The sequence below is a fragment of the Streptomyces sp. M2CJ-2 genome (assembly GCF_016757295.1).
Classification (GTDB): Bacteria; Actinomycetota; Actinomycetes; order Streptomycetales; family Streptomycetaceae; genus Streptomyces.
In genome coordinates, this window is the sequence record NZ_JAESIF010000049.1 from 1 (window position 1) to 23,144 (window position 23,144).

Annotated in this window: 21 protein-coding genes, 1 tRNA gene and 2 pseudogenes; 15 read left to right on the plus strand and 9 right to left on the minus strand. The window is 71.6% G+C overall.

The features are described 5' to 3' along the window. Positions 1 to 973: pseudogene (locus JL475_RS28025) on the plus strand (hypothetical protein); the annotation flags it as partial. A gap of 17 nt (positions 974 to 990) precedes the next feature. On the opposite strand, the gene JL475_RS28030 reads toward JL475_RS28025, so the two are convergent. Next, positions 991 to 1,737 (minus strand): SLATT domain-containing protein, encoded by a 747-nt coding sequence (locus JL475_RS28030; RefSeq protein WP_202280751.1) that lies wholly within the window; start codon positions 1,735 to 1,737, stop codon positions 991 to 993. A gap of 282 nt (positions 1,738 to 2,019) precedes the next feature. On the opposite strand from JL475_RS28030, the gene JL475_RS28035 reads away from it, so the two are divergent. The 7 genes from JL475_RS28035 to JL475_RS28065 all read left to right on the plus strand — a co-directional run bounded on the left by JL475_RS28035 (position 2,020) and on the right by JL475_RS28065 (position 8,748). Continuing rightward, positions 2,020 to 2,361 (plus strand): YbaB/EbfC family nucleoid-associated protein, encoded by a 342-nt coding sequence (locus JL475_RS28035; protein ID WP_109377194.1) that lies wholly within the window; start codon positions 2,020 to 2,022, stop codon positions 2,359 to 2,361. A 59-nt stretch (positions 2,362 to 2,420) separates the two neighbouring features. After that, on the plus strand, positions 2,421 to 3,020 hold the full coding sequence (gene recR, locus JL475_RS28040; protein ID WP_109377195.1) for a recombination mediator RecR: 600 nt from the start codon (positions 2,421 to 2,423) through the stop codon (positions 3,018 to 3,020). Then, the gene (locus JL475_RS28045; protein WP_202280752.1) at positions 3,013 to 3,672 is read left to right on the plus strand and encodes a DUF5063 domain-containing protein; all 660 of its coding nucleotides are present in this window, start codon (positions 3,013 to 3,015) and stop codon (positions 3,670 to 3,672) included. Before recR ends, JL475_RS28045 begins: the two co-directional genes overlap by 8 nt. A 249-nt stretch (positions 3,673 to 3,921) precedes the next feature. Then, positions 3,922 to 5,199, plus strand: coding sequence for an aspartate kinase (locus JL475_RS28050; protein WP_202280753.1), 1,278 nt, complete (start codon positions 3,922 to 3,924; stop codon positions 5,197 to 5,199). Further along, complete coding sequence (locus tag JL475_RS28055) at positions 5,199 to 6,254, plus strand: aspartate-semialdehyde dehydrogenase (protein WP_202280754.1); 1,056 nt, start codon at positions 5,199 to 5,201, stop codon at positions 6,252 to 6,254. The genes JL475_RS28050 and JL475_RS28055 overlap by 1 nt, the downstream gene beginning before the upstream one ends. Positions 6,255 to 6,670: 416 nt before the next feature. Beyond that, positions 6,671 to 7,321, plus strand: a complete 651-nt coding sequence (locus tag JL475_RS28060) for a SigE family RNA polymerase sigma factor (protein WP_237408526.1) — start codon at positions 6,671 to 6,673, stop codon at positions 7,319 to 7,321. Continuing rightward, entirely contained in the window at positions 7,318 to 8,748 is a 1,431-nt protein-coding gene (locus tag JL475_RS28065; RefSeq protein WP_202280756.1) for a hypothetical protein, read from the plus strand. The genes JL475_RS28060 and JL475_RS28065 overlap by 4 nt, the downstream gene beginning before the upstream one ends. Before the next feature lie 32 nt (positions 8,749 to 8,780). Here JL475_RS28065 and JL475_RS28070 read toward each other — a convergent pair whose 3' ends face one another. Continuing rightward, on the minus strand, positions 8,781 to 9,599 hold the full coding sequence (locus JL475_RS28070) for an SURF1 family protein (protein WP_202280757.1): 819 nt from the start codon (positions 9,597 to 9,599) through the stop codon (positions 8,781 to 8,783). Between the two features lie 208 nt (positions 9,600 to 9,807). Between JL475_RS28070 and JL475_RS28075 the strand changes: the two genes are divergently transcribed. Further along, positions 9,808 to 11,661 (plus strand): prolyl oligopeptidase family serine peptidase, encoded by a 1,854-nt coding sequence (locus JL475_RS28075; protein ID WP_202280758.1) that lies wholly within the window; start codon positions 9,808 to 9,810, stop codon positions 11,659 to 11,661. 91 nt (positions 11,662 to 11,752) lie between these two features. Here JL475_RS28075 and JL475_RS28080 read toward each other — a convergent pair whose 3' ends face one another. Both JL475_RS28080 and JL475_RS28085 read right to left on the minus strand, forming a co-directional pair. Then, the gene (locus JL475_RS28080; protein ID WP_202280793.1) at positions 11,753 to 13,747 is read right to left on the minus strand and encodes a TrkA family potassium uptake protein; all 1,995 of its coding nucleotides are present in this window, start codon (positions 13,745 to 13,747) and stop codon (positions 11,753 to 11,755) included. 186 nt (positions 13,748 to 13,933) lie between these two features. Continuing rightward, on the minus strand, positions 13,934 to 14,194 hold the full coding sequence (locus tag JL475_RS28085) for a twin-arginine translocase TatA/TatE family subunit (RefSeq protein WP_202280759.1): 261 nt from the start codon (positions 14,192 to 14,194) through the stop codon (positions 13,934 to 13,936). A 135-nt stretch (positions 14,195 to 14,329) separates the two neighbouring features. On the opposite strand from JL475_RS28085, the gene JL475_RS28090 reads away from it, so the two are divergent. Both JL475_RS28090 and JL475_RS28095 read left to right on the plus strand, forming a co-directional pair. Then, a complete protein-coding gene (locus tag JL475_RS28090) occupies positions 14,330 to 14,731 on the plus strand; it encodes a BlaI/MecI/CopY family transcriptional regulator (protein ID WP_202280760.1) in 402 nt (133 codons plus the stop codon). A 6-nt stretch (positions 14,732 to 14,737) separates the two neighbouring features. Next, positions 14,738 to 15,691, plus strand: a complete 954-nt coding sequence (locus tag JL475_RS28095; protein WP_202280761.1) for a M56 family metallopeptidase — start codon at positions 14,738 to 14,740, stop codon at positions 15,689 to 15,691. A 148-nt stretch (positions 15,692 to 15,839) separates the two neighbouring features. Here the strand turns inward: JL475_RS28095 and JL475_RS28100 are convergent, their stop codons facing one another. Next, positions 15,840 to 16,142: a zinc-ribbon domain-containing protein gene (locus tag JL475_RS28100; RefSeq protein WP_202280762.1), complete on the minus strand. Its 303-nt coding sequence runs from the start codon at positions 16,140 to 16,142 to the stop codon at positions 15,840 to 15,842. Positions 16,143 to 16,530: 388 nt separating this feature from the next. Here JL475_RS28100 and JL475_RS28105 point away from each other — a divergent pair, with 388 nt between their 5' ends. Further along, positions 16,531 to 16,827: a hypothetical protein gene (locus JL475_RS28105; RefSeq protein ID WP_202280763.1), complete on the plus strand. Its 297-nt coding sequence runs from the start codon at positions 16,531 to 16,533 to the stop codon at positions 16,825 to 16,827. Here the strand turns inward: JL475_RS28105 and JL475_RS28110 are convergent. Beyond that, positions 16,821 to 17,279, minus strand: a complete 459-nt coding sequence (locus JL475_RS28110; protein ID WP_202280794.1) for a DUF4396 domain-containing protein — start codon at positions 17,277 to 17,279, stop codon at positions 16,821 to 16,823. The two genes, JL475_RS28105 and JL475_RS28110, sit on opposite strands and share 7 nt — an antisense overlap. A gap of 189 nt (positions 17,280 to 17,468) precedes the next feature. On the opposite strand from JL475_RS28110, the gene JL475_RS28115 reads away from it, so the two are divergent. Then, positions 17,469 to 17,747, plus strand: coding sequence for a hypothetical protein (locus JL475_RS28115; RefSeq protein ID WP_202280764.1), 279 nt, complete (start codon positions 17,469 to 17,471; stop codon positions 17,745 to 17,747). 153 nt (positions 17,748 to 17,900) lie between these two features. Here the strand turns inward: JL475_RS28115 and JL475_RS28120 are convergent, their stop codons facing one another. Continuing rightward, complete coding sequence (locus tag JL475_RS28120) at positions 17,901 to 19,205, minus strand: sodium:proton antiporter (protein WP_202280765.1); 1,305 nt, start codon at positions 19,203 to 19,205, stop codon at positions 17,901 to 17,903. A gap of 375 nt (positions 19,206 to 19,580) precedes the next feature. Here JL475_RS28120 and JL475_RS28125 point away from each other — a divergent pair, with 375 nt between their 5' ends. Then, the gene (locus JL475_RS28125; RefSeq protein ID WP_202280766.1) at positions 19,581 to 19,994 is read left to right on the plus strand and encodes a YrdB family protein; all 414 of its coding nucleotides are present in this window, start codon (positions 19,581 to 19,583) and stop codon (positions 19,992 to 19,994) included. Between the two features lie 119 nt (positions 19,995 to 20,113). Here JL475_RS28125 and JL475_RS28130 read toward each other — a convergent pair. Continuing rightward, positions 20,114 to 20,194: transfer RNA gene (locus JL475_RS28130), tRNA-Pro, on the minus strand. 175 nt (positions 20,195 to 20,369) lie between these two features. Further along, positions 20,370 to 22,061: an acetolactate synthase large subunit gene (locus JL475_RS28135; RefSeq protein ID WP_202280767.1), complete on the minus strand. Its 1,692-nt coding sequence runs from the start codon at positions 22,059 to 22,061 to the stop codon at positions 20,370 to 20,372. A 287-nt stretch (positions 22,062 to 22,348) separates the two neighbouring features. Here JL475_RS28135 and JL475_RS28140 point away from each other — a divergent pair. Next, positions 22,349 to 22,993, plus strand: a pseudogene (locus JL475_RS28140) (tyrosine-type recombinase/integrase); the annotation flags it as partial. Between the last annotated feature and the right edge of the window lie 151 nt (positions 22,994 to 23,144).

Consider the following 23,144-nt stretch of genomic DNA (forward strand, 5'->3'; position numbering starts at 1 on the left):
CACCGCGTTCGGCTACGGCCCCAAGACCCTGACCCGCATCCTCCGCCTCCACCGAGCCCTCGCCCTGGCCCGCACATCCGCCCCGCCCGCGCCGGGCACGCCCGGTGACGGTGCGCCGGTGAACCACCTGCCCACCCTGGTCGCCGGCCAGAACACCACACCGCCCCCGGGCCCCACCCCGGGCAGCCCGGCGGCCGGGCAGGCCCCCGTCGCATACGGCCACCCCCAGCAGCACGCCCAGCCGCACCCCCAGCCCCCCGGCTACGGCTACCCGTACAACGCCTACGGGGCCGCCGGCTCCACCCCGCCCTACGGCCCGAACCCGCCCCCGTACGGCCCGGCGCGGACACCGCGGAGCGACCGCTCCACCGCGCTGCTCGTCGTCATCGCCCTGGTCGTCGCGATCGCCGCCGGCGGCACGGTGTACGCGCTGATGAGCAGCAACGGCGGCGACAGCGCCGGCGGCGATCCCACCGCCACGGCGACCGGCGACACGTCCCGGGGCACCGACCCGACCGCCGACGGCGAGGCCTCGACCGGGCCGGACGGATCAGGCGGTGCGGGTGGTGCAGGAGGCACGGGCGACCCGACCCGGTCCGGCACCCCCACGCCGACGGACGGGGTGATCCCGACCGGCTACCTGGGCAGCTGGTCCACGACCATCGACAACGCGAGCGGCGTGCACACCCGCACGCTGACCATCCAGCAGGGCGAGGTGGGGGACACGGTCATGTCCCTCGTCGCCGACGGGCCCACCGGCAACGGCACCTACCACTGCGTGTTCGAGGGCAGCCTCTCCGACACCCCGGGCTCCGGCGACCGGCTGCGGATCGGCCCGTCCAGCGTGACGGTCGGCCAGCCGCGCAGCGCCTGCACCCCGGGGTCCGCCACCGAGATCACCCTCCGCCCCGACGGTTCCCTCCAGCGCGTGAACACCAGCAACGGCGAGCAACTCGTCTACACCCGGGACTGAGACACCCGGCCGTCCCCCTACCTCGGCTCCGGCGGGCGCTGCCGGGGCATGTTCGGCCGGGCGGCGCCCGGAGGAGTGGGGAAGCGGCCGTGCGGCGCGGCCGCATCGGGGCGGCCCGTGCCCGCCACGGACCCCCGGACGCCCAGCGGCACGATCCCGCCGCGGAAGTCCGTCACCCAGTCCTCCGTCTCACCCCGCACCAGCTCGCTCACGTCCTCCGAGAACCGCCGCAGCACCGACAGGCACCGCTCGGCCGCCTCGCTCGCGGTGCCCTCGGCCGGGCCCAGCACCTCGCGGACGCACTCCGACGCCCAGTCGAACTGGAACGCCTGGAGCCGCCGCTGCACCGCCTGCGCGGTCGCCACGTCCCGCGTCCAGCCGGACGTCACCCCGAAGAACCGGTCGGCGACCGCACACGCCACCGCCAGCAGCAGCGCCAGGTAGCCCCAGGGGGTGGCCCCGACGGCCACCCGGGTCAGATCCAGCAGCAGCAGCGCCGCCCCGATGACCGTCCCCGCCGCGGTCCCGGCGCGCAGGGCCCGCGCGCAGCGCCGCTTCCACACCCGGTCCGCGAGGTACCAGGCGGCGGTGTCCAACGCCCCCCGCTCCACCCACCGGTACAGCTCGTCCAGCCGGAGCGCGGGCTCGCCCCAGTCCCCGAGCGGAAACACCCGCCCGGTCAGATCGCCCGGCCGCAGCCCGGCCGCCCCCTCGCCGGGACCGTCCTGCGGACGGCCCTCGGGCTGCATCTCCGGCTGACCCACCCCGTGCTCCCTCCTGACCTGACCCCTGCCGACTCCTGCTCGACGTCTGCGCGGCAGCTGCTCGACGGTCGGCGCGGACGTGCCCGGCCCCTTTCCTACCGCCCGACGGGTGGGGCGCGTCGGGGTTTCGGCCGCTCTTCCGCCCGAAAGAGGGCCGTGATCAGGTGCAGGGCCCGACCGGGACTCACTCGAAAGAGTGCTGGGGCGACGGCCGCCCGGACCACGTAGGCTCGTGCCGAACGGGAAAATCCCGTACGGACGGACCGACCAAGGAGCTGAATCGTGATCCCCGGTGGTGGCCAGCCCAACATGCAGCAGTTGCTCCAGCAGGCCCAGAAGATGCAGCAGGACCTGGCCAAGGCGCAGGAGGAACTCGCGCAGACGGAGGTCGACGGCAAGGCGGGCGGCGGCCTGGTCACGGCGACCGTCACCGGCGGTGGCGAGCTCCGGGCGCTGAAGATCGACCCGAAGGCGGTGGACCCCGAGGACACCGAGACCCTCGCGGACCTGATCGTCGCGGCCGTCCAGGCGGCCAACGAGAACGCTCAGACCCTCCAGCAGCAGAAGCTCGGCCCGCTGGCCCAGGGCCTGGGCGGCGGCGGCATTCCCGGTCTGCCCTTCTAAGACGGGGCGCGGGCCTCTACGGTACGTACTGAAGAAAACCCAGGAAGGACGGCAGTCCGTTGTACGAAGGCGTGGTGCAGGATCTCATCGACGAACTCGGGCGGCTGCCCGGCGTCGGTCCGAAGAGCGCCCAGCGGATCGCCTTCCACATCCTCCAGGCGGAGCCGACGGACGTACGGCGTCTCGCCCACGCCCTGATGGAAGTGAAGGCGAAGGTCCGCTTCTGCGCGACCTGCGGCAACGTGGCGCAGGAGGAGTTCTGCAACATCTGCCGTGACACCCGCCGCGACCGCGCGGTGATCTGTGTCGTGGAGGAGCCCAAGGACGTCGTGGCCATCGAGCGCACCCGCGAGTTCCGGGGCCGCTACCACGTCCTGGGTGGCGCGATCAGCCCGATCGACGGGGTGGGCCCCGACGATCTGCGCATCCGGGAACTGCTGGCCCGGCTGGCCGACGGCACGGTCACCGAGCTGATCCTGGCCACGGACCCGAATCTGGAGGGCGAGGCCACGGCCACGTACCTCGCCCGCATGATCAAGCCCATGGGTCTGAAGGTCACCCGTCTGGCCAGCGGCCTCCCGGTGGGCGGCGACCTGGAGTACGCGGACGAGGTCACCCTCGGGCGCGCCTTCGAGGGGAGACGACTCCTAGATGTCTGATGCCACGCTGCACGCGACCAACAGAAACCCGGACGACTTCTCGGTCCAGATCGCGGATCAGATCGAGAGCTTCCTGGTCGCCGTCACGGAGGTCGCCAAGGGCGACGAGCCCGACTCGACGGTTCCCTTCCTCCTGCTGGAGGTCTCCCAGCTCATGCTGGCCGGCGGCCGGCTGGGCGCCCACGAGGACATCGTCCCCGAGGAGCGGTACGAGCCCGACGGGGGCCCGGAGGCCGACGTGGACGAACTCCGCGAGAACCTCGCCCGGCTGCTGGAGCCGATCGACGTCTACTCCGAGGTCTTCGACCCCTACGAGCCCCGCACGGCGCCCGTCCCGGCCCGGATCTCCGACGACCTCACCGACGTCATCACCGACCTCCGCCACGGCATGGCCCACTACCGGGCCGGCCGCACCACGGAAGCGCTGTGGTGGTGGCAGTTCTCCTACTTCTCCAACTGGGGCCCCACCGCGTCGGCGACCCTGCGCGCCCTCCAGTCCGTCGTCGCCCACGTCCGCCTCAACCAGCCCCTGCCCGCCCTCGACGGTCTCGACACCGACCAGGGCATGGGCGACGACACCCTCGAATTCGAGGCGGGCAAGGTCATGGCGGAAGAAATCGGCACCCCCCTGGGAATGCGTCCGGTCAGGTGACGGCACCGGTGCTCCCGTGGTGTGCGGCGGGAAGGCGTGCGCGCCGAGCGGCCGTGAGGGTGTGACGCAGGTCGCTTTTCCGAGTGGTCGGCCTCGGGCTGGGCATGAGCCCTTCTGCACGGGTGCCCAGGAATCTCACGATGCGGTATCGACGAGGCGTTTTTCGGGTGCCCGATAGAATGAGCCGACCACGGTGTGCACACATGTGCGCAAAACGTGGGACAACGACGGATTGAGCGAGGAGCGCACGTGGGCCTTGTCGTGCAGAAGTACGGAGGCTCCTCCGTAGCCGATGCCGAAGGCATCAAGCGTGTCGCCAAGAGGGTCGTGGAAGCCAAGCAGAACGGCCACCAGGTGGTCGTCGTGGTTTCCGCGATGGGCGACACGACGGACGAGTTGATCGATCTCGCCGAGCAGGTCTCCCCGATGCCTGCCGGGCGCGAGCTCGACATGCTGCTGACCGCGGGAGAGCGGATCTCCATGGCCCTGCTGGCCATGGCGATCAAGAACCTGGGCCACAACGCCCAGAGCTTCACCGGCAGCCAGGCGGGTGTCATCACCGACTCGGTCCACAACAAAGCCCGCATCATCGACGTCACACCCGGCCGGATCCGTGCCTCGGTGGACGAGGGCAACATCGCCATCGTCGCCGGTTTCCAGGGCGTCAGCCAGCAGGGCAAGAACATCACCACGCTCGGCCGCGGCGGCTCCGACACCACCGCGGTGGCCCTGGCGGCCGCCCTCGAGGCCGAGGTGTGCGAGATCTACACCGACGTCGACGGCGTGTTCACCGCCGACCCGCGCGTGGTGCCGAAGGCCCGGAAGATCGACTGGATCTCCACCGGCGACATGCTCGAACTGGCGGCCTCCGGGTCGAAGGTGCTGCTCCACCGCTGTGTGGAGTACGCCCGCCGGTACAACATCCCGATCCACGTCCGCTCGTCCTTCAGTGGACTGCCGGGCACGTGGGTCAGCAGCGAGCCGATTCAGCGAGGGGACAAGAAGGTGGAGCAGGCGCTCATCTCCGGTGTCGCGCACGACACCTCCGAGGCCAAGGTCACGGTCGTCGGTGTGCCGGACAAGCCGGGCGAGGCGGCCTCGATCTTCCGCGCGATCGCCGACGCCGAGATCAACATCGACATGGTCGTGCAGAACGTGTCGGCGGCCTCCACGGGCCTGACGGACATCTCGTTCACGCTGCCGAAGACCGAGGGCCGCAAGGCCATCGACGCCCTGGAGAAGAGCAAGGGCGCCATCGGCTTCGAGTCCCTGCGCTACGACGACCAGATCGGCAAGATCTCGCTGGTCGGCGCCGGTATGAAGACCAACCCCGGGGTCACCGCCGACTTCTTCACCGCCCTGTCCGACGCGGGTGTGAACATCGAGCTGATCTCGACCTCCGAGATCCGCATCTCGGTCGTCACCCGCAAGGACGACGTGGACGGTGCCGTCCGCGCCGTGCACACCGCTTTCGGACTGGACTCCGACAGCGACGAGGCCGTCGTCTACGGGGGCACCGGCCGCTGATGGGGCGGTCCGGACGGCCGGCACTCGCGGTCGTGGGAGCGACCGGGGCCGTCGGCACGGTCATGCTCCAGATCCTGTCCCAGCGGGCGGACATCTGGGGCGAGATCCGACTGATCGCCTCCCCGCGCTCGGTCGGCCGCAAGCTGGCCGTGCGCGGTGAGCAGGTCGAGGTCGTGGCGCTCACCGAGGAGGCCTTCGACGGGATCGACGTCGCGCTGTTCGACGTCCCCGACGAGGTCGCCGAGCGGTGGGCGCCCGTCGCCGTCGCACGGGGCGCGGTGGTGGTCGACAACTCCGGCGCCTTCCGGATGGACCCTCAGGTGCCGCTCGTCGTCCCCGAGGTCAACTCGCACGCCGTGCGGACGCGCCCGCGCGGGATCGTCGCCAACCCGAACTGCACCACCCTGTCGATGATCGTCGCGGTGGGCGCGCTGCACGCCGAGTTCGGGCTGCGCGAGCTGGTCGTCTCCTCGTACCAGGCGGTCAGCGGCGCCGGACACGAGGGCGTGCGCACCCTGCGGGAGCAGTTGTCCCTGGTCGCGGGTACGGAGCTGGGGACCGGTCCCGGTGACGTACGGCGGGCGGTGGGGGACAACACGGGCCCCTTCGCGGAGCCGGTCGCGCTGAACGTCGTGCCGTGGGCCGGGACGCTGCGCGAGGACGGCTGGTCCTCGGAGGAGATGAAGGTCCGCGACGAGTCCCGCAAGATCCTCGGCCTGGCGCGGCTCCCGGTCGCCGTGACCTGCGTACGGGTGCCGGTGATCACCACGCACTCGCTCACCGTGCACGCCCGCTTCGAGGACGAGGTCACCGTCGACGCGGCCCGCGAGATCCTCGCCACGGCACCCGGCGTCGTGCTGTACGACAACCCCGCCGCGGGCGAGTTCCCCACGCCCGCCGATGTCGTCGGTACCGATCCGACGTGGGTGGGACGGGTACGGCGGGCGCTGGACGACCCGACGGCGCTCGAACTCTTCGTCTGCGGTGACAACTTGCGCAAGGGCGCCGCGCTCAACAGCGCGCAGACAGCCGAACTGGTGGTGGCCGAGGCGTAAATAATCCTTGGTCACGGGGATGAGTTTGTAGGATCTTCGTGCGCCAGGCGATCCGGCCAGGAAAGCTCGGATCTCTTGATCCTGCCCGGCCGACAGCCGAAGATTTACTTTCCCGCCCCACGCAACCGAGCGTGGGGCGAGAAGCGTCTTTGCGGTCACCCCTGTTGTTGGGCGCGTGGGGACGCGGTGGTCTTTCCGGACGTGGGGACATCCGGAACCGGACGTGGGGACGTCCGTTCATATGAGGCATAGGGGAAGAGCGGACACATGAGGGCATTCGGTGTGCTGTCGAGAGTGCTGCCCGGCACGGACGGCGGTCGGCCGGCGCCGGGCGCGGCAAACGTGACGCGCGACACGTACAACCCTCATGGGGGGAAGCGTGTCCAACTGGCGTGGCTGAGGTACTCGACTTCGCAATGCCGCGTGGCACGGCTCTATGCCCGCCCCGCCAGGCTCTCCGACCCCGCAAGGCCGGTGCGTCCGGTGGCATGCCGGTGATCGCGCCGATGCCAGCAGCGCGGCCCGCCCGCATACCGAGCCAGCGTGACGGCGGTGCCGACGACATCGTGGCAGCCGGCACGACCGTCGACCATCTCACCGAGACCTACCGCGCGCACTACCGCTCGCTGCTGGGCCTCGCGGCGCTGCTCCTCGACGACACCGCCTCCTGCGAGGACGTCGTCCAGGAGGCGTTCATCCGCGTCCACTCCGCCCGTAAACGCGTCCGGGACCCGGAGAAGACCCTGGCGTATCTGCGTCAGACGGTCGTCAACCTCTCCCGTTCCGCGCTGCGCCGCCGCATCCTCGGCCTGAAGCTGCTCTCCAAGCCCATGCCCGACATGGCGAGCGCGGAGGAGGGGGCCTACGACCAGCTGGAGCGCGACTCCCTCATCAAGGCGATGAAAGGGCTGCAGCGCCGTCAGCGCGAGGTGCTGGTGCTGCGGTACTTCGCGGACATGACCGAGGCGCAGGTGGCGGCGACGCTCGGCATCTCGCTGGGCTCGGTGAAGGCGTACGGTTCGCGCGGGATCGCGGCGCTGCGGGTGGCCATGGAGGCGCCGGTATGAGCGGCGGCAGGGACACGCGCGGCGAGGAGCGCGGGCCGGAGGAGGAGGGGCCCGAGAAGCGCGCGGCCGGGGAGCAGGTGGCCGAGGAGAGCGCGGCCGAGGCTGAGGAACGTGAGCCCGACGAACGGGTGTCCGGGGCCGACGGCCCGGGTCCGTCCGACGGTGACGGCCTGCGCGTACTGCGTGGGTTGGTGTCCCCGACCGGGCAGCAGTCGAAGCAATCGCACGCTGGGAACGGAACTGTGAACGACGGCCTGGACGACCAGGGGCCCGACCAGGGCACGGAGCGGCTCGACTCTGCTGAGTCGGCCGGCTCGGAGCGGCTGACGGACTCGGACCGGTCGGGCCGGTCGGGCCGGTCGGCCGAGTCGACCGAGCCCGCCGAGTCGGACCGGTCGGTCGAGCCCGCCGAGCCGGCCGAGCTGGACGTACGGAGCCTGCTGCACCGCTCGGTGGGCGGGATGGAGCCGCGCGAGGGCTCGCTGGAGTACCTGCAGCGCGCGGTCCCCGCCCGCCGGGCGCGCAAGCGGCAGATCCTCGTCGGCGCGGCGGCCGCGGCCCTCTTCCTCGGCACGGCCGTTCCGGCCCTCGTGCACGTCTCGAACGTCACCGGTTCGGACGCCAACCCGTTCGCCATCGGCCACGCCTCGGAGACGGAGGGCAGCACCGGCGAGGGCAAGAAGACCGGCGGCGGCGAGACCACCGCGGGCGGTACCTCGGACCAGGTCGAGGGAACCGACAAGAACGGCAAGAAGGACAAGGAGCAGGGTGCGGGGCCCGGCTCGAGCACGGGCGAGCCGGAGAAGGCGGGCCCCTCGTCGAGCGCGGCGGCCGGGGTGGCCGCCTGCACGGCCGCACAGCTCGGACCGGCCGTCGCGAGCAGCGTCGCCCCCGACTCGACCGGAGCGGTCTACGGCACCTTCCGGGTCGGCAACGTGTCCACGGCGAGCTGTAGCGTCGGCGGGCCCGGAGGCGTGAGCGTGACTGCGCTGGGTGCGGCCGACCCCGCCGAGGTGGGCTCGGCCCGGCATGTGGCGGGGGACGCGGCGGCAGGCCTGCCCGACCCGTCGCTGGAGTCCGCGCCGCTGGTGCTCGAGCCGGGTGAGACGTACGACGTGAAGTTCGCCTGGGTGCCTTCCGAGACCTGTCCCGCGGACGGCGGGACCGGCGGCGAGACGGGAGGCGGCACCGAGGAGCCCTCACCCGACCCGAGCCCCTCGCAGCAGGACCCCACGGCCAGCAGCGGCACGTCCACGGGCGGCGACACCGGAACGGCGGCCCAACTCCTCAGGACGGACGGCTCGGCCGAGGGAAGTGTGACCGTGACGTACACCGCGGTGACGGGGGGCACGGCGACCGTCACGGTGGCCAACGCCTGCGCGGGCACCGTCTACTGGACGGGACTGCTGCCGACGCTGACGAGCTGACGCCGACGGGCCGACCGGGACGGAGGTCCCGGTCACACCCCTGAAGGGCTGGACCGCTTCTCGTCCGGTTCCGGCTCGCGCTCCCGCAGGTCCTCCGGGACCAGGCCCAGTTCCGCGTCCCGGGCGAGCTCCACCTCGCGACGCAGCAGGCGGAACCACATGAAGACGACGAAGCCCACGAAGGCGAACCACTCGGCGGTGTAGCCGAGGTTCTGGAACGCCTTGAGGTCCAGCCCGGTACCGCCGGCCGCGACCGCGGGCACCGCCCGCATCCCCGAGTCGCCCTCGTTGAGGGTGATCCACGCTTCGTACACGTCGTGGGGCACCAGGTTCACCAGCGACGCCGCGCTGATCGCGGCGATCTGCCCCTCCGGCAGGCCGCTGCGGGTGCTGACGCCGTGGCTGCCGGGGGTCTCGGACGCCTGGAGCGCCCCGGTGACGGTGACCTCGCCGGCCGGCGGCGCGGGCGCCCCGGCCGGGTCGGGCTCACCGGGCAGCCAGCCGCGGACGACGGGCAGTACCCTGCCGTCGTCGGTGTGCAGCAGGGTCAGGACGTAGTGGCCGGGTGCGCCGTCGAGGTCCCGGTCGGGCACGAGGAGCTGTTCCTCGTAGCGGCCGCTCGTGGTGGCCTGCTTGCCGGAGGTCGCCTTGGTCACCGGCAGCAGCGCGTCCAGCGGCCGGGCCTTCTCCTGCTGGGAGGAGGCGGCCTGTTCCTCGGCGCCGCGGTGGTTGTCGACGCGGTCCTCGAAGCGGCTCAGCTGCCAGGAACCCATGAAGATGCAGAAGGGGATGGCGAGCAGCACGAAGACGTTGATCCCCCACCATCGGGGCGTCAGCAGAAACCGGTACACGCTCCCACGGTACGGGGCCGCGTGGAAAGACCGGTTCGCGGGGCGGCCCTCGCGGTCCCCGTGGCCCCGTGGTCACCGGGGCGGAGGAGGCCCGGGTGACACGTGACGGTAGCGGTGGTGTCGGCCCCGGTGGGAGATCCGGTGCGGGTTGTCCACAGGCTGGGGGCCTCGGCGGCGCGACACCCTCCGGGGCGGGCAGTATGGGGCCATGACTGAGAGCAACGAGTCCGGCGCACCGGCGCGGCGGACGGACCGGACCGAGCGAGTACAACAGGGCGAGCGGATGCCCGACTGGGAGAAGCGCTTCCGGGCGCCCCGGGTCTCCCTGCCCGACTGGGCGGAGGACGCCCCCGACCGTTCCCTGTTCGTGTCGAACGCGACGGGGACGTACGAGCTGTATGCCTGGGACCGGTCGACGGGCGAGCAGCGCCAGGTGACGGACCGGCCCAACGGCACCACGGACGGCGTGCTCTCGCCGGACGGCGAGTGGATCTGGTGGTTCGACGACAAGGACGGCGACGAGTTCGGCGTCTGGCGCCGGCAGCGGTTCGCGGGCGGCCCCGACGAACCCGCCGCCGAGGGCCTGAACGCCTCGTACCCGGCCGGTCTCGCCCTCGCCCGGGACGGGCGCACGGCGGTCGTGGGCCGTTCCACGGACGAGGACGGTACGACGATCCACCTCGTGCGCACCGGCGAGGAGCCCGTGGAGATCTACCGGCACCGCGAGTCGGCGGGCGTCGGCGACCTCTCCCACGACGGCTCGCTCATCGCCGTCGAGCACACGGAGCACGGCGACGCGATGCACTCCGCGCTGCGTGTGCTGCGCCCCGACGGCACGCCGGTCGCCGAGCTGGACGACACCAGGGGCGGCACCGAGGAGCTGGGCCTGGAGGTGCTGGGCTTCGCTCCGCTCGACGGTGACACGCGTCTGCTCATTGGTCACCAGCGGCGCGGTCGCTGGGAGCCCCTGGTGTGGGACGTGGCGACGGGCGAGGAGACGGACCTCGCCCTGGAGCTGCCGGGTGACGTGAGCGCCGAGTGGTTCCCGGACGGCACGGGCCTGCTGATCGCGCACAGTTTCGAGGCCCGCAGCGAACTGTTCCGCTACGACCTGGCGGGCCCCGAGCTGCTGGAGATCGACACCCCGCCCGGCACGGTCTCGGGCGCGACGGCCCGCCCGGACGGCAGCGTGGAGTACCTGTGGTCGTCGTCGGCGGAGCCGTCGGCGGTCCGCTCCACGACCGGCGGGGTCGTCCTGGACCCGCCGGGCATGAAGTCGCCCGGTTCGGTGCCGGTGGAGGACGTGTGGGTGGAGGGCCCCGGCGGCCGGATCCACGCCCTGGTCCAGAAGCCCGCGGGCGCGAGCGGCCCGCTGCCCACGGTCTTCGACATCCACGGCGGTCCCACCTGGCACGACAGCGACTCCTTCGCCGCGGGCCCGGCCGCCTGGGTCGACCACGGCTACGCGGTGGTCCGCGTCAACTACCGCGGTTCCACGGGGTACGGCCGCGCCTGGACCGACGCGCTGAAGCACCGGGTCGGTCTGATCGAGCTGGAGGACATCGCCGCGGTCCGTGAGTGGGCGATCGACTCGGGCCTCGCGGACCCGGACCGTCTCGTCCTCACCGGCGGTTCCTGGGGCGGCTACCTCACCCTCCTGGGCCTGGGCACCCAGCCCGACGCGTGGACCCTGGGCATCGCGGTGGTCCCGGTCGCCGACTACGTCACCGCGTACCACGACGAGATGGAGGCGCTGAAGGCCATGGACCGTACGCTCCTCGGCGGCACCCCCGAGGAGGTTCCCGAGCGGTTCGAGGCGTCCTCCCCGATCACCTACGTCGACCGGGTGAAGGCACCGGTCTACATCTCGGCCGGGGTGAACGACCCGCGCTGTCCGATCCGCCAGATCGAGAACTACGTCCACCGCCTCCAGTCCCGCGACGCCCCCCACGAGGTCTACCGCTACGACGCGGGCCACGGCTCCCTGGTGGTCGACGAGCGGATCAAGCAGGTACGCCTGGAGCTGGACTTCGCGGAGCGGTACCTGGGGAAGCAGAGCTGAGCAGGTAGGGAGCGGGCCGGGGAGGGCTGGGGCGGCCGGGGGAGAGGCGCTTCCCGGGCCGCGGCCCGGGGGAGCGACGGCACCCGGCACGTCACGCTCCGGTCCGCTCCCTTCCCCTGCGCCGGAGCAGTTCCGCCAGCCCCCGCCGGGTGGCGCCCAGCACCACCCGGTCCTCGCTGCGCAGGACGTACGTGTCGGGCAGGTCCCAGATCAGCCCCGACGGTCCCGCCTCCGCCGGACCGGCGTTGCCGTTCGCGCCCCTGCCCCTGTTTCCGGGGGGCCCGGGGGTTCCGGGGTTCCCGGGGCCCCCGGGCCCGGTTCCGTCGCGGCTTCCGTCCCCGCCCGTGCCCGGCGGGCGGACCGCCGTGGCCGCCGTGTCCAGGGCCAGCACCCGCCACGCCCCGGCCCGGAACGCCTCACCGACCGTCCTGCCCTCCAGCTGCGGATGCCCGCCCACGGTCAGCGCCGCGAACACCAGCACCCGCCGCTCGACCGGGATCGCCCCCAGGATCTGCCGACCCATCATCGCCCCCGCGAACGCGGGCGCGGCCAGGTGGGAGACGCTGCGGCTCCGGGTCAGCGCGTCGGGGTGCGCGGCCCGCAGGGTGCGGTACACGGCCGTCGCGAAATCGTCGTCGTACAGCCGCAGGACGACCCGCAGATCGGACCGCACGGACCGCGCGTACAGCACGGCCTCCAGGTTCGTGGTGTCGGCGCTGGTCAGCGCGAGCAGCGCGTCGGCCCGTTGGATCTTCGCGGCCTCCAGCACGCCCTCCTGCGTGACGTCCCCGAGGACCACCGGCACGCCCAGCCGCCGCGCCGTGGCCATGCCCCGTGCCTCCGGGTCGGCCTCGACGCACACCACGGGGATGTGCAACTCGTGCAGCCGCGTCAGCACCCGGGTGCCGATCTTGCCGAGCCCCAGCAGCACCAGGTGCCCGCTCAGCCCGCGCGGCGGTTTCCGCAGCGCCGAGGCGGTGCGGAACGTCCCCAGCGCCTCCAGCACCGCCGCCACCATCACCGGCAGCATCAGCAACCCGACTATCCCCGACAGCAGTTGCAGTATCTGCTCGCTCCTGGACGCGTTGTGCGCGGGATCGTTGATCGAGAAGAGGTCGAGCAGGGTGACGTAGGTGGCGTGCAGCGGATTGTCCTTCGTGACCAGGGTCAGGGTCACCGTCAGCGCCACCACGGCCGCCGCCAGCCCCGCCAGCGACCACCGCAGCCGCCGCGAGAACAGGGAGGCGAAGGGCGGCACCTGGGCCCGCACCACCGGCAACGGCGGTCCGGAGTACGACACCTGCTCCAGCACCATCGTGCCGCGTCCGGTCGCCGCCGCGACGGCGTCCGCGTCGGGCAGCATCTGCGGCCCCTGGTCGCCGCTGTCCTCCGAACCCTCCGCCCCGCCGGGGTCGTTGCTCGTCGCGGACAGCAACGCCAGGGTGCACAGCCCGGGATCGGCCACCTCGCCGGGGCGCGGCGGGCGCCGTTCCACCGCGCGCAGCATCAGCCCGTCGGTGTCGACGATCTTGCTGGTGCCGACGAGCGCGGTGGCGACCAGGGCGGGCGCGGCCGTGTCGGCGTCGGACAGCACGGTGGTGGACGTGTCGACGACGGGGTCCCCGCGCCCGTGCGGGTCACCGCCGGCCAACCCGGCTGCCTGGTCGAGCAGTTCCTCTATGTGCCGGCCCAGGCGGCGGTTGTAGAGGCGCAGCACGAGGCGCAGCCGGGGGTTGATCCGGCGGGCGGTGAGGGCGGCGCGGATGTTGGTCTCGTCGTCGTCGTACACCAGGGCCAGTGCGGCGGCCCGCGCCACGCCCACCTCGGCGAGTACGGCGTCGGTCGGCTCGGCGGCCTCCACCAGCCGCTGGTCGGACACGCCGTCAAAACCGCCGTTGCCGCGGTTGACGGTGGCGTTCACGAACCGGTCGAGCAGGGCGGCGGAGGCCGCGCGGGCCCGCCCGACCACGGGTTCCCGCACCCGGAGTCCGGACGGCGGCACGACGAGGGTGACCTGTTCGCCGTACACGCCCCGCAGTTCGGCGGCGAGCCGATGCGCGAGCCCGTCGTCCCCGCACACCACCATGTGTGCGGGGAGATCGTCCGGCGGGGTCTGATTCGGAAGGATCACCACGAGAGGAAAGACTGCCGTATACACGCAGACGGTTCCAGGAGCACTCGGTGAACGGCGTCGAACAGGGCCGTACTTCGCTGCTCCGAACTCGCAGGCGGTCCCGGCTCCGGGCTCCGGGCTCCGGCTCCGGGCTCCGGCTCAGGGCCGGTGCTGCCGGGTGCGGCCGTCGGCGGCCGTGTCCCGGGTGACGGTCTCGCCCTGGATGACGCGAGGGGCGTCCGGCTGCCGGCCCTGCTCCCGTGCCTGCTCCTCCCGCTCGTCCTCCTTGGCCGCGCGGGCCTCGGCCTTGAGGATGCGGGCGGACTTGCCGGCCGAGCGGGCCAGCTCGGGCAGCTTCTTCGCACCGAGAACGGCGATGACGACGATGAGGATGATCGCGAGTTCGCTCAACCCGAACATGGGGGTCCGTCCTTCTCGTGAGCCGTTGCCGGATGCCGCCCGTAGAATCTACAGCAATGTAGAGAATTTGACGGCGTGCACGTGTCTATACGATGACCGCCCGGGAACGGGAGGGCGGCGGAAGGGAGACGGGCCGTGGTCGAGGGCGATCAGGGGCGCGGTCAGCGCCACCGGCGGCGGGGGCAGGGCGAGTTGGAGGCACTCGTGCTGTCGGCGCTCCGGGAGGCGGACGGCCCGGCGACGGCCGGCTGGGTGCAGGACCGTCTGGGCCAGGACCTCGCCTACACGACGGTCATCACGATCCTGACCAGGCTGCTGGCCAAGGGCGCGGTCACCCGTGAACGCGCGGGCCGCTCCTTCGCCTGGACGCCCGCCTCCGACCACGCCGGCCTCGCGGCGCACCGGATGCGCAGGGTGCTGGACGCCGAGAGCGACCGGGAGGCGGTCCTGGCCAGCTTCGTCACCGGTCTCGGCCCGGACGACGAACGGCTGCTGCGGGAACTGCTGGGTCAGCCCCGGGGCGACGGGGAAGACTGAAACCTCATGGGGGTGTTCGTCTTCCTTCCGCTCGTTCTGCCGCTGACCGCATGGCCGATCGCCCGGCTCGCCGAACAGCATCTGCACCCGCGGACCGCGACCCGGATGCTGACCTGGGTCGCGGCGGTGATGGCGGTGTGCAGCACGGTGTGCCTGTGCCTGGTGATGGTGGTCGGCACCGCCACCCTGCCCGGCAATCCGCTGCCCGACGGCTGGTCGGACCCGGAGGTGCGGGCGGCGGTCCCCTACGACGAGGTCGTGGGCAAGGCGGCCATCCCGGCCCTGTGCGCGGTCCTGCTGGTCTGTGCGCGCACGCTGCGGCGGCACGGCCGGGCCCGCCGACGCGCCCACCGTGCCCTGGCCGGCCTGCCGGACACGGAGGTGGCGGTCCTGCCCGACGGCACCCCGTACGCGTACGCGCTCCCGGGCGGCGGGTCGGGCCGGGACCGGGTCGTGGTCACCACCGCTCTCCTCGACCGGCTGGATTCCGGCGAACGCCGTGCCCTGTTCGCCCACGAGCGCGCCCACCTGACCGCGCGCCATCACCGCTTCCTGCTGGCCGTCCGGCTGGCCGCGCACGCCAACCCGTTCCTGCGCCCGCTGCGTACGGCGGTGTCGTACGCGGCGGAACGCTGGGCGGACGAGGAGGCGGCCCGTACGGTCGGTGACCGCCGTACCGTCGCCACCGCCATCGGCAAGGCGGCGCTCGCCTCCCGGTCCGGCCCGCCCCCGCCGGCGTTCGCGGCGTCCGGAGCGCCGTTCGCGGCGCCGGGACCGGTTCCCCGCCGGGTGGCCGCGCTGCTCGCCCCGGCTCCGGCGACGGGGCCCTGGCCGACGGTGTTCACCTCGGTGGGCCTGGCCGCCTGGGGAGCGGCCGCCGGTACGGCCGTGTCGGCGATGTCCTCGGCCAACGCGGCCGTGACCCTGTTCTGGATCCTCCACACGGCGACAGCGCTGTGAGCGCGGCGGCCGGGGTCCGGCCGACCGGGCCCCGCCCCCGACCACCAGCCCCGACCACCAGCCCCGACCACCGGCCCTGACCCCGGTCGCCGTGGCCGCCCCATGGGCCGTCCCGGCGGGCCCGTACCTCTGACGCTCTCCGACTTCCTCACGGCTGGTGCGGCTGCTGGTGCTGCTGGGGCGGCTGCCCGTGCGGCTGCCCGCCGCCGGGACCGCCCGCGTCCTGCGCCTGCAACTGCTCGGCCTGCTCCTGGGAGAGCTTCGACTCCGCGCCGCAGAAGGTGCACTGGGTCGAGTACTTCGTCGAGACCGGGAACAGCGGCACGAAGAACAGGGTGAACTTCGTGACCCGCTTCCTGAGCGCGTGCGCGGAGGGATTCCCGCACCGGGTACACACCAGGGTCAGTATCGCGAGCTGGTACAGATATCCCTTGGTACCGAAGATGATCATGTGGTGCCCCTTCCGTGAACGGTGTTCGCCGCCGCTGCCGCCGCTGTTTCCGCAGCTTCTGCTGCCACCATGTCACCGGCTGCCCCGGTGAGCGATCGGCAATGTGTCACGCCGGAAAACTGCCGGGCTCCGCCCCGCTGACCAGCAGGTGGGAGCGGAGGGTGTCGTACGCCCATCGCTCCCACTTGTCCGCCGGCCACGCGCGGTCGCGGGTCAGGGCGAGGAAGAGCTCCGGACTGAGCAGGGCGTAGAGGACGTCCGCCGTTTCCGCCGCGGACAGGCCGGGGCGGGCGCCGGGCTTCTCGGTCAGAGCCCGGACAGCGCCTACGCCCGTGCGACCGCCGCACTCTCCCCGTTCCTGCGTGAGGCGTCCCCCGCCGCCAGGGGCATGGGATCCCTCCTCGACCCCGCGCGTATCCGCCGGGTGCTCACCGCCGCCGGATTCGCCGACATCGAGGTGGCCCCGGCCGAAGCCCCCATGACCTTCGGCGCCGACGCGGGCGAGGCCACCGACTTCATCCTCGCCATGGGCCCGGTGCGCCACAACCTGCGCGAGGTCGAGCCGGAGACCACCGCTCGCATCCGCTCCGAAGTACGCGACGCCCTTGTGGAGTTCGAGACCACCGAAGGGGTCCGCATACCCGGGCACGTGTGGATCGTCACCGCGTCCGCCGCAGGTCAGTGATGGGCGTGGACGACGGCGTGGCCCTTGCCGCGGCCGATCATCCACTTGTTGACCGGTGTGGTGATCACGAACGCCACGGCGAAGCCACCGAGCAGCGCGTACCAGAACAGCCCGTCCGACAGCTGTGCCTCCATCGCTCCCGGCGCCAGCGCGACGATGGCGTTGTCGACCAGTTCCATGATTGCGATGGAGACGGTGTCGGCGGCCAGCGCCACCTTGACCGCGGCCTTGAGGGACAGCCCGGCGCGTATCACCGCGAAGAGGGTGAGGGAGTAGCCGAAGACGAAGGCCAGGGCGATGGCAAGGGTCATGGTCGGCACGTTGCCCCACAACAGGGCGGTGCCGACGACCATGCCGAGGATCTCGCCGATGGCGCATCCGGTCAGGCAGTGCAGCGTCGCCCTCACCGCCGTCGACCAGGGCGCGGCGCTCGCGTGGCCGCCGTGGCCCATGAACTTCACCCCATTCGTGTCGTGTGCCACGAGGGCCCTGGTGGCTCCAACGATCCACTGGGTACCCCGAGCGCTTCCGGCCGGCACCTCGCCTGCCGCCGGGCCGCACCCACCAGTACGGGGGTGCTCCGGCCTCTTGTGCCGTTGCCCGGGATGCGAGGTGGTCGCCTGCTGTTGGAAGGTGGAGTCATGAACCATCACCAGTCCCTGCGCTCGATCGACATCGACACCCGGCTCGTCACGGCCGGTGCCGTGCTCACCGCGGCCGGTGCCGTGGTGGCGTGCACCGGCATGGGCATCATGGCCATCGCCGTGTTCGCCGCAGGCCGGCGCATGGTCCGCGCCATGGACGTGCCTCCGTCCCAGCAGGCGGCCATGAAATGGCGGCAGGCCAAGGAGGCGTCCCGAGCGGGCATGCAGGCCTGGCATTCCGCTTCAGGCAACCAGCACGGGTCGCTCGCTCCCTAGCCCAGGCCCAGCCCATGGCTGGACGAGGTGCGGAAGGAGAGCTGCTGCGACCGCCGACGCCTGCGGAAGCACTCGGCGCGGGGCCGTCCAGCACAACCCGGGGTTCGTCATCGGCGAGTTCGAACGCCACGGGTGGCACAGTCGCCGTGTTCGTCAAGGGTCGTCGGGGCCTCGTGCGCCCGGGGCGTTGTCGGCGCTGAGCGCGTTCTCCCGCAGGCCCGGTTCGGTACGGAGCGTCCTGGTGAACCAGTCGCCGTAGCGGTTTCCCAGAAACGGGGCCGTGGCACCGTGGAGGAGAACGCTCAGGCCCACGGTCACGGCGATGACGCCGTTCAGCAGCGTCGCTCCGGGCAGGTGCTCCCCGAAGGCCAGCAGACCGAAGACCAGCGAGGCGAGCCCGCGCGGACCGAACCACCCGATGTAGGCGACGGATGCGGCCCGCAGACCGGTGCCGGCCAGGGCCAGAGCGACCGGCAGCATCCGGACCGCGGTCAGGCTGATCAGCGCGTAGACCACCGTCCGCCACGTCAGGTGCTGAAGGACCGGCCCCAGGATGACCGCGCCGAAGACCAGGAAGCTCACCGAGGAGAGCAGGAGCCCGAGCCGCTCGCTGAACTTCGCGCTCTGTGTGGGACTCGGGCCTTCGGCGTAAGCGACACGTCCTGACGGCGCGCCACGCAGCCGGCTTCCGAAGGCCAGACCGGCGGCCCAGGCGCCGATGAAGCCGCTGCCTTCGCCCGCGTCACACAGCGCGTAGGTGATCACGGGAACGGCGAACGTCAGGAACTGCCGCCACGCAGGGGTGCTCCCGTCCTGGGCAACCGACCGACGCAACACGCCCGCCCCGATCCAACCGGCGGCGAGTCCGATCGCACCGCTCAGCAGCAGCGCACGCAGGAACGTCACGACGACGCCCGGATGCCCCTCCGCCTCGCCCGCCGCCGCCAGCGCCAGCACGAAGAACGGGAGCACCAGACCGTCGTTCAGACCCGATTCGACGCCCAAACCGCCTCGGACCAGCGCCGGGACCCGCTTGTTGGAGAAAGCCTGCTGTCCGAGCGCGGCGTCCGTCGGAGCCAGGATGACGCCGACCAGCGCCAGCTCCCACACACCCAGACCGGGCAGGAGGGGCCAGGCCACCAGCCACCCCAGCGCCATCGTGACGGGCAGCCCGACCACGAGCAGCCGTAACGGCAGGAACCCCTCCCTGCGCAGGTCCCCGATCCTGATCGCCGCCGCGTCCGTGAACAGCACGAGGACGAGCGCGCTCTCCAACAGCGTCCGGATGACCTCCGGATCCCGGTCCGCGTTCAGCAGGTCCAGGCCCAGGGGCCCGATCGCCAGCCCGCATACGACGAACACCAGGGGCCCGGACAGCACCGTCGTCGACAGCCGCCGCGAGAGCGCCCCGTAGCCGACGACCACGCCACCGGCCACCACCACACCCCACTGGCTCATCCGTACTCCTCACCCGCCCGGGACCAGGGTGACCGCCCGGGCAGCTGTGCCGGGGTGACGCACCACGTGCCCGACCACGCCACCCACCGCGGTCACGCAGTGACACGACTGCTCACTCTACGTGTCAATCCGGTCGGATCGGGAACCCTCGGCCCTGGCACGCAGAGCCGGGAAGGGGACTTCAGTCACCGACCGCAACCTTTTTCGCCCACCGGATCGTGTGTGGCATCGGCCGGTTCGGCACCGACCTGGACGGCGGGACCGGTGGATGGTGCGGGCGCTGTCTGAAGCCGACCCTGTCCGCAGTCCCGTGAACGCGGCGTTTACGCTCTGGGCGGTGTCGTGCCGGGTGCACCGGAGCAGCGGGAGAGGCAGATGGCGGGGAGCAGTGGTGGTGTGGCGGGGCTTGATGCACGGCCCTGGTATGCCGCGAATGAAGCCCTGGCGTTCCTGTTGGAGCTTGCCGCGTTGGTCTGCCTGGGCTGGTGGGGATCCCACACGGGTCCCGAGGGCGTCTTCCGAATCCTGCTCGGTGTGGGAGCACCTCTGCTGGCCGTCGTGGTCTGGGCGCTGTTCGCCGCACCCCGGGCGCGGTGGCGGCCGCGGCTTCCGCTCGTCCTGGTGGTGAAGGCGCTGGTGCTCGGCGGTGGCGCCGCCGCTCTGTACGGAGTGGGACACCCCGTCGCGGCAGGCGCCATGGCGGTCGTGACGATCGCCAACACCACGGTGGCCGAGACCTTCCGCGCCCTCCCCGCCGACCGTGGCGCCGAACCGGCTGCGACGGGGTGACGGGGCCGTTCGGGTGCCGGGATATGAACCCGGCTCCCGAACGGCGCCCGTAACGTCCCCCGATACCGCTCATAGGCCTGAACCGCGCTACGGATCAGGCCTATGACCTGGTACTGCACTGTCGGGGCGGCGGGATTTGAACCCACGGCCTTTTTGTCCCGAACGAAAGACATGCACGCGCCGTAGCTGCCGTCCTCGACGTTTGCACAGGTCAGGGCGTCGGTCTCCGTCGGTCTGGGGTGTTCTTCGACGGGCTCTGGGAGAGGAGCTTCTCCCAGATTTCCCCCAGACGGAGAAGCGGCGAGGTGGTGGCATCTGAGGCACCCACGTTGCGGATGTGAATGGGTGCTTCGTTTCAGGGTGGCTGATCGGGTGTCAGAACGGGCCGTGGAGGCTGCCCAGTCTGTCGGTCAGGCGCAGGTTCTCGGAGTAGTCGACGGGACAGGCGATCACGGAGACCGTGTCGTCGTCGAGGGCGCGGCGCAGTGTGGGCAGCAGTTGGTCGGCGGCTTCGACGGCGTAGCCGCGTGCACCGAAGCTTTCGGCGTAGGTGACCAAGTCGGGGTTGGTGAACCGGGTGTGGCTGTGGCGGCCGAGTTCGAGTTCCATCTTCCAGGTGATCAGGCCGTATTCCTGGTCCACCAGGACGAGGACGACGAGCGGGATGCGCTCACGGACGGCGGTCTCCAGTTCCTGGGAGTTCATCAGGAAGGAGCCGTCGCCCATCATCGCCAGGACTCGTCGGTCCGGCCGGGCGAGCTTGGCGGCGATGGCGCCCGGCAGCGCAAAACCCATGGTGGACAGGCCGTTGGAGACCAGGCAGGTGTCCGGTTCGTAGGTCGGGTAGAGACGGGACATCCACATCTTTCCGGCGCCGGTGTCGGCGAGGACGATGTCGTGGCGGTCCAGAGCGGTGCGGACATCGTGCACCACGCGCTGCGGCACTACGGGGAACGCGTCGTTGTCGCGTCCGTACTGGAGTTCTTCGTCGAGCAGCGTACGGATCTTCGCGCCGCTTCCCGAGTCGTAGGTGAGCCCTTCGGGCAGTGCTGCCGTGAGTGCGTCCAGTGCCTGAGAGGGGTCTCCTTCGACGCCCACGGCGACCGGATAGTGGGCGTCGACCTCGGCGGGGAAATGGTGCACGTGAACGATTCGTTTGTCGCCGTTCGGGTTGATCTTGGCGGGGTCGAACTCCTGGATCTCGTAGCCCACGCAGACCAGCACGTCGGCGGTGTCGAAGCCGAAGTTGCCGTAGTCGTGGCGCATGAAGCCGACCGCGCCGAGGGCGTTCGGGTGGTCGTCGGGGAAGACGCCCTTGCCGTGGAATGTGGTCGCGACCGGGATGTCCAGTCGCTCGGCGAACCGCGCCAGGGCGGCCGAGGCCCCGGATCTGGCGGCGCCGTGGCCCGCCAGCACGACGGGGTGCCGTGCGGCGGCGAGCACCTCGACCGCCCGCGCGATCTGGGAGGGAGAGGGCGCATCGGCACGCACCGCGTCGATCTGCAAGGGCGCGAGCGGCCCGGCGGGACGCTCCGCTTCGATGTCCTCCGGCACGGCCAGGAACACGGCACCGGGCCGCTCGCTCTGCGCGGTCTTGAACGCCTTGCGGGTCATCTCCGGCACCGCTTCCGAACACTCGATACGGGCTGACCACTGGGTCACCGGAGCGAACATCGACACGAGGTCGATGACCTGGTGCGACTCCTTGTGGATACGCCGCAGCGACCCCTGAGCCGCCAGGGCCACCATCGGCGCGCTGTTGGTCATGGCGTCCGCCGTGCCCAACAGCAGATTGATCGCGCCGGGCCCCAGCGTCGCCGAACACACTCCGGCCCGGCCGGCCAGCCGCCCGTAGATCTCCGCCATGAACGAGGCGGCCTGCTCGTGCCGCACCAGGATGTACCGGATCCCCGAGCCGTCCAGCGCGTCGACGAACCGGATGTTCTCCTCACCGGGGATCCCGAAGACGTACTCCACGCCCTCGGCCCGCAGACAACGCACCAACAGGTGCGCGACGTCCTCCGCTGCTGCCGTGTTCCGCGACTCGATCTCGCTTCCTGTGCCCATGAGCCGAACGTAGGCATGCCCGTCTGCCCCGGCCACTCGTCCGCCGCCGACCGAGGCGGCCGTGTGGACTCCGGCGCCTCGAGCATGCCGGGGCCATTCGGCGGCGCTGTGGTGGCGGTTGCCGAGGTCGGCCCACAGGCTGGAGCCGGATGTGGACGTGCGCCGCCGATCACCGTGCTGCGCAAAGGGCTCTGGGAGGACTGTGTGACCGCTTCGCCGCCCGCCACCGACGCACCGCCGGCCCGGTACGACGCCCTGCAGGCCCTGGTGTTCAACTGCACGTTTTAAAGGCGCTCACCTTCGCCCAGGCTGAGGCCGTGCTCAAGGGTGCCGTGGGGACCTCGATGCACGCGTACATCGTCGTCGCCCTGCTGACCGGTGCCCGTACCGAGGAGCTGCGGGCGCTCACCTGGGACCACGTCTTCCTCAAGGGCAAGCCGGACGCCGACCCGCCGCAGCCTCCGCACATCGCGGTGTGGCGCTCGGTCCGGCGGAGCGGAGACACCAAGACCCGCAAGTCGCGGCGCACGCTCGCCCTGCCGGCGCGTTGCGTCGAAGCCCTCTGGCAGCAGTTCGAAGATCAGGGCTGGGATCGGCTCGCCGCCGACGACAAGTGGGAGGAACACGGGCTCGTCTTCTCCTCGGCCGTGGGCAAGCCGTTGGACGCGGCCAACGTCCGCCGTGCCTTCCGCCAGGCGCTCAAGGATGTCGACGGGATCAACGCCGACGAGTGGACGCCCCGAGAGCTCCGGCACAGCTTTGTGTCCCTGCTGTCCGACCGTGGCGTTCCGCTGGAAGTGATTTCCCGGCTCGTCGGGCACTCTGGGACGGCCGTGACCGAGGAGGTCTACCGGAAGCAGATTCGGCCCGTGATCCAGACCGGCGCTGTGATCATGGACGGGATCTTCGGCGCTGATCCGCAGCAGCCGTAGACACTCGGGAACCGGTAGTCACGCAGATAGACACGCAGACGAAACAGGTGAGGCACCTACTCATATGAGTAGGTGCCTCACCTGGTGTTTCTCTGTCGGGGTGGCGGGATTTGAACCCACGACCTCTTCGTCCCGAACGCGATCCGAGCCC

Bases quoted from the DNA above. Each gene is read 5' to 3' on its own strand.
- JL475_RS28115 (WP_202280764.1), top strand. From the start codon at position 17,469: ATGAACCATCACCAGTCCCTGCGCTCGATCGACATCGACACCCGGCTC.
- JL475_RS28125 (WP_202280766.1), top strand. From the start codon at position 19,581: ATGGCGGGGAGCAGTGGTGGTGTGGCGGGGCTTGATGCACGGCCCTGG.
- JL475_RS28060 (WP_237408526.1), top strand. From the start codon at position 6,671: ATGCCGCGTGGCACGGCTCTATGCCCGCCCCGCCAGGCTCTCCGACCC.
- JL475_RS28075 (WP_202280758.1), top strand. From the start codon at position 9,808: ATGACTGAGAGCAACGAGTCCGGCGCACCGGCGCGGCGGACGGACCGG.
- JL475_RS28055 (WP_202280754.1), top strand. From the start codon at position 5,199: ATGGGGCGGTCCGGACGGCCGGCACTCGCGGTCGTGGGAGCGACCGGG.
- JL475_RS28100 (WP_202280762.1), bottom strand. From the start codon at position 16,142: ATGATCATCTTCGGTACCAAGGGATATCTGTACCAGCTCGCGATACTG.
- JL475_RS28080 (WP_202280793.1), bottom strand. From the start codon at position 13,747: ATGGTGGTGTGCGGGGACGACGGGCTCGCGCATCGGCTCGCCGCCGAA.
- JL475_RS28065 (WP_202280756.1), top strand. From the start codon at position 7,318: ATGAGCGGCGGCAGGGACACGCGCGGCGAGGAGCGCGGGCCGGAGGAG.
- JL475_RS28120 (WP_202280765.1), bottom strand. From the start codon at position 19,205: ATGAGCCAGTGGGGTGTGGTGGTGGCCGGTGGCGTGGTCGTCGGCTAC.
- JL475_RS28110 (WP_202280794.1), bottom strand. From the start codon at position 17,279: ATGGGCCACGGCGGCCACGCGAGCGCCGCGCCCTGGTCGACGGCGGTG.
- JL475_RS28135 (WP_202280767.1), bottom strand. From the start codon at position 22,061: ATGGGCACAGGAAGCGAGATCGAGTCGCGGAACACGGCAGCAGCGGAG.
- JL475_RS28095 (WP_202280761.1), top strand. From the start codon at position 14,738: ATGGGGGTGTTCGTCTTCCTTCCGCTCGTTCTGCCGCTGACCGCATGG.
- JL475_RS28085 (WP_202280759.1), bottom strand. From the start codon at position 14,194: ATGTTCGGGTTGAGCGAACTCGCGATCATCCTCATCGTCGTCATCGCC.
- JL475_RS28105 (WP_202280763.1), top strand. From the start codon at position 16,531: ATGGGATCCCTCCTCGACCCCGCGCGTATCCGCCGGGTGCTCACCGCC.
- JL475_RS28045 (WP_202280752.1), top strand. From the start codon at position 3,013: ATGTCTGATGCCACGCTGCACGCGACCAACAGAAACCCGGACGACTTC.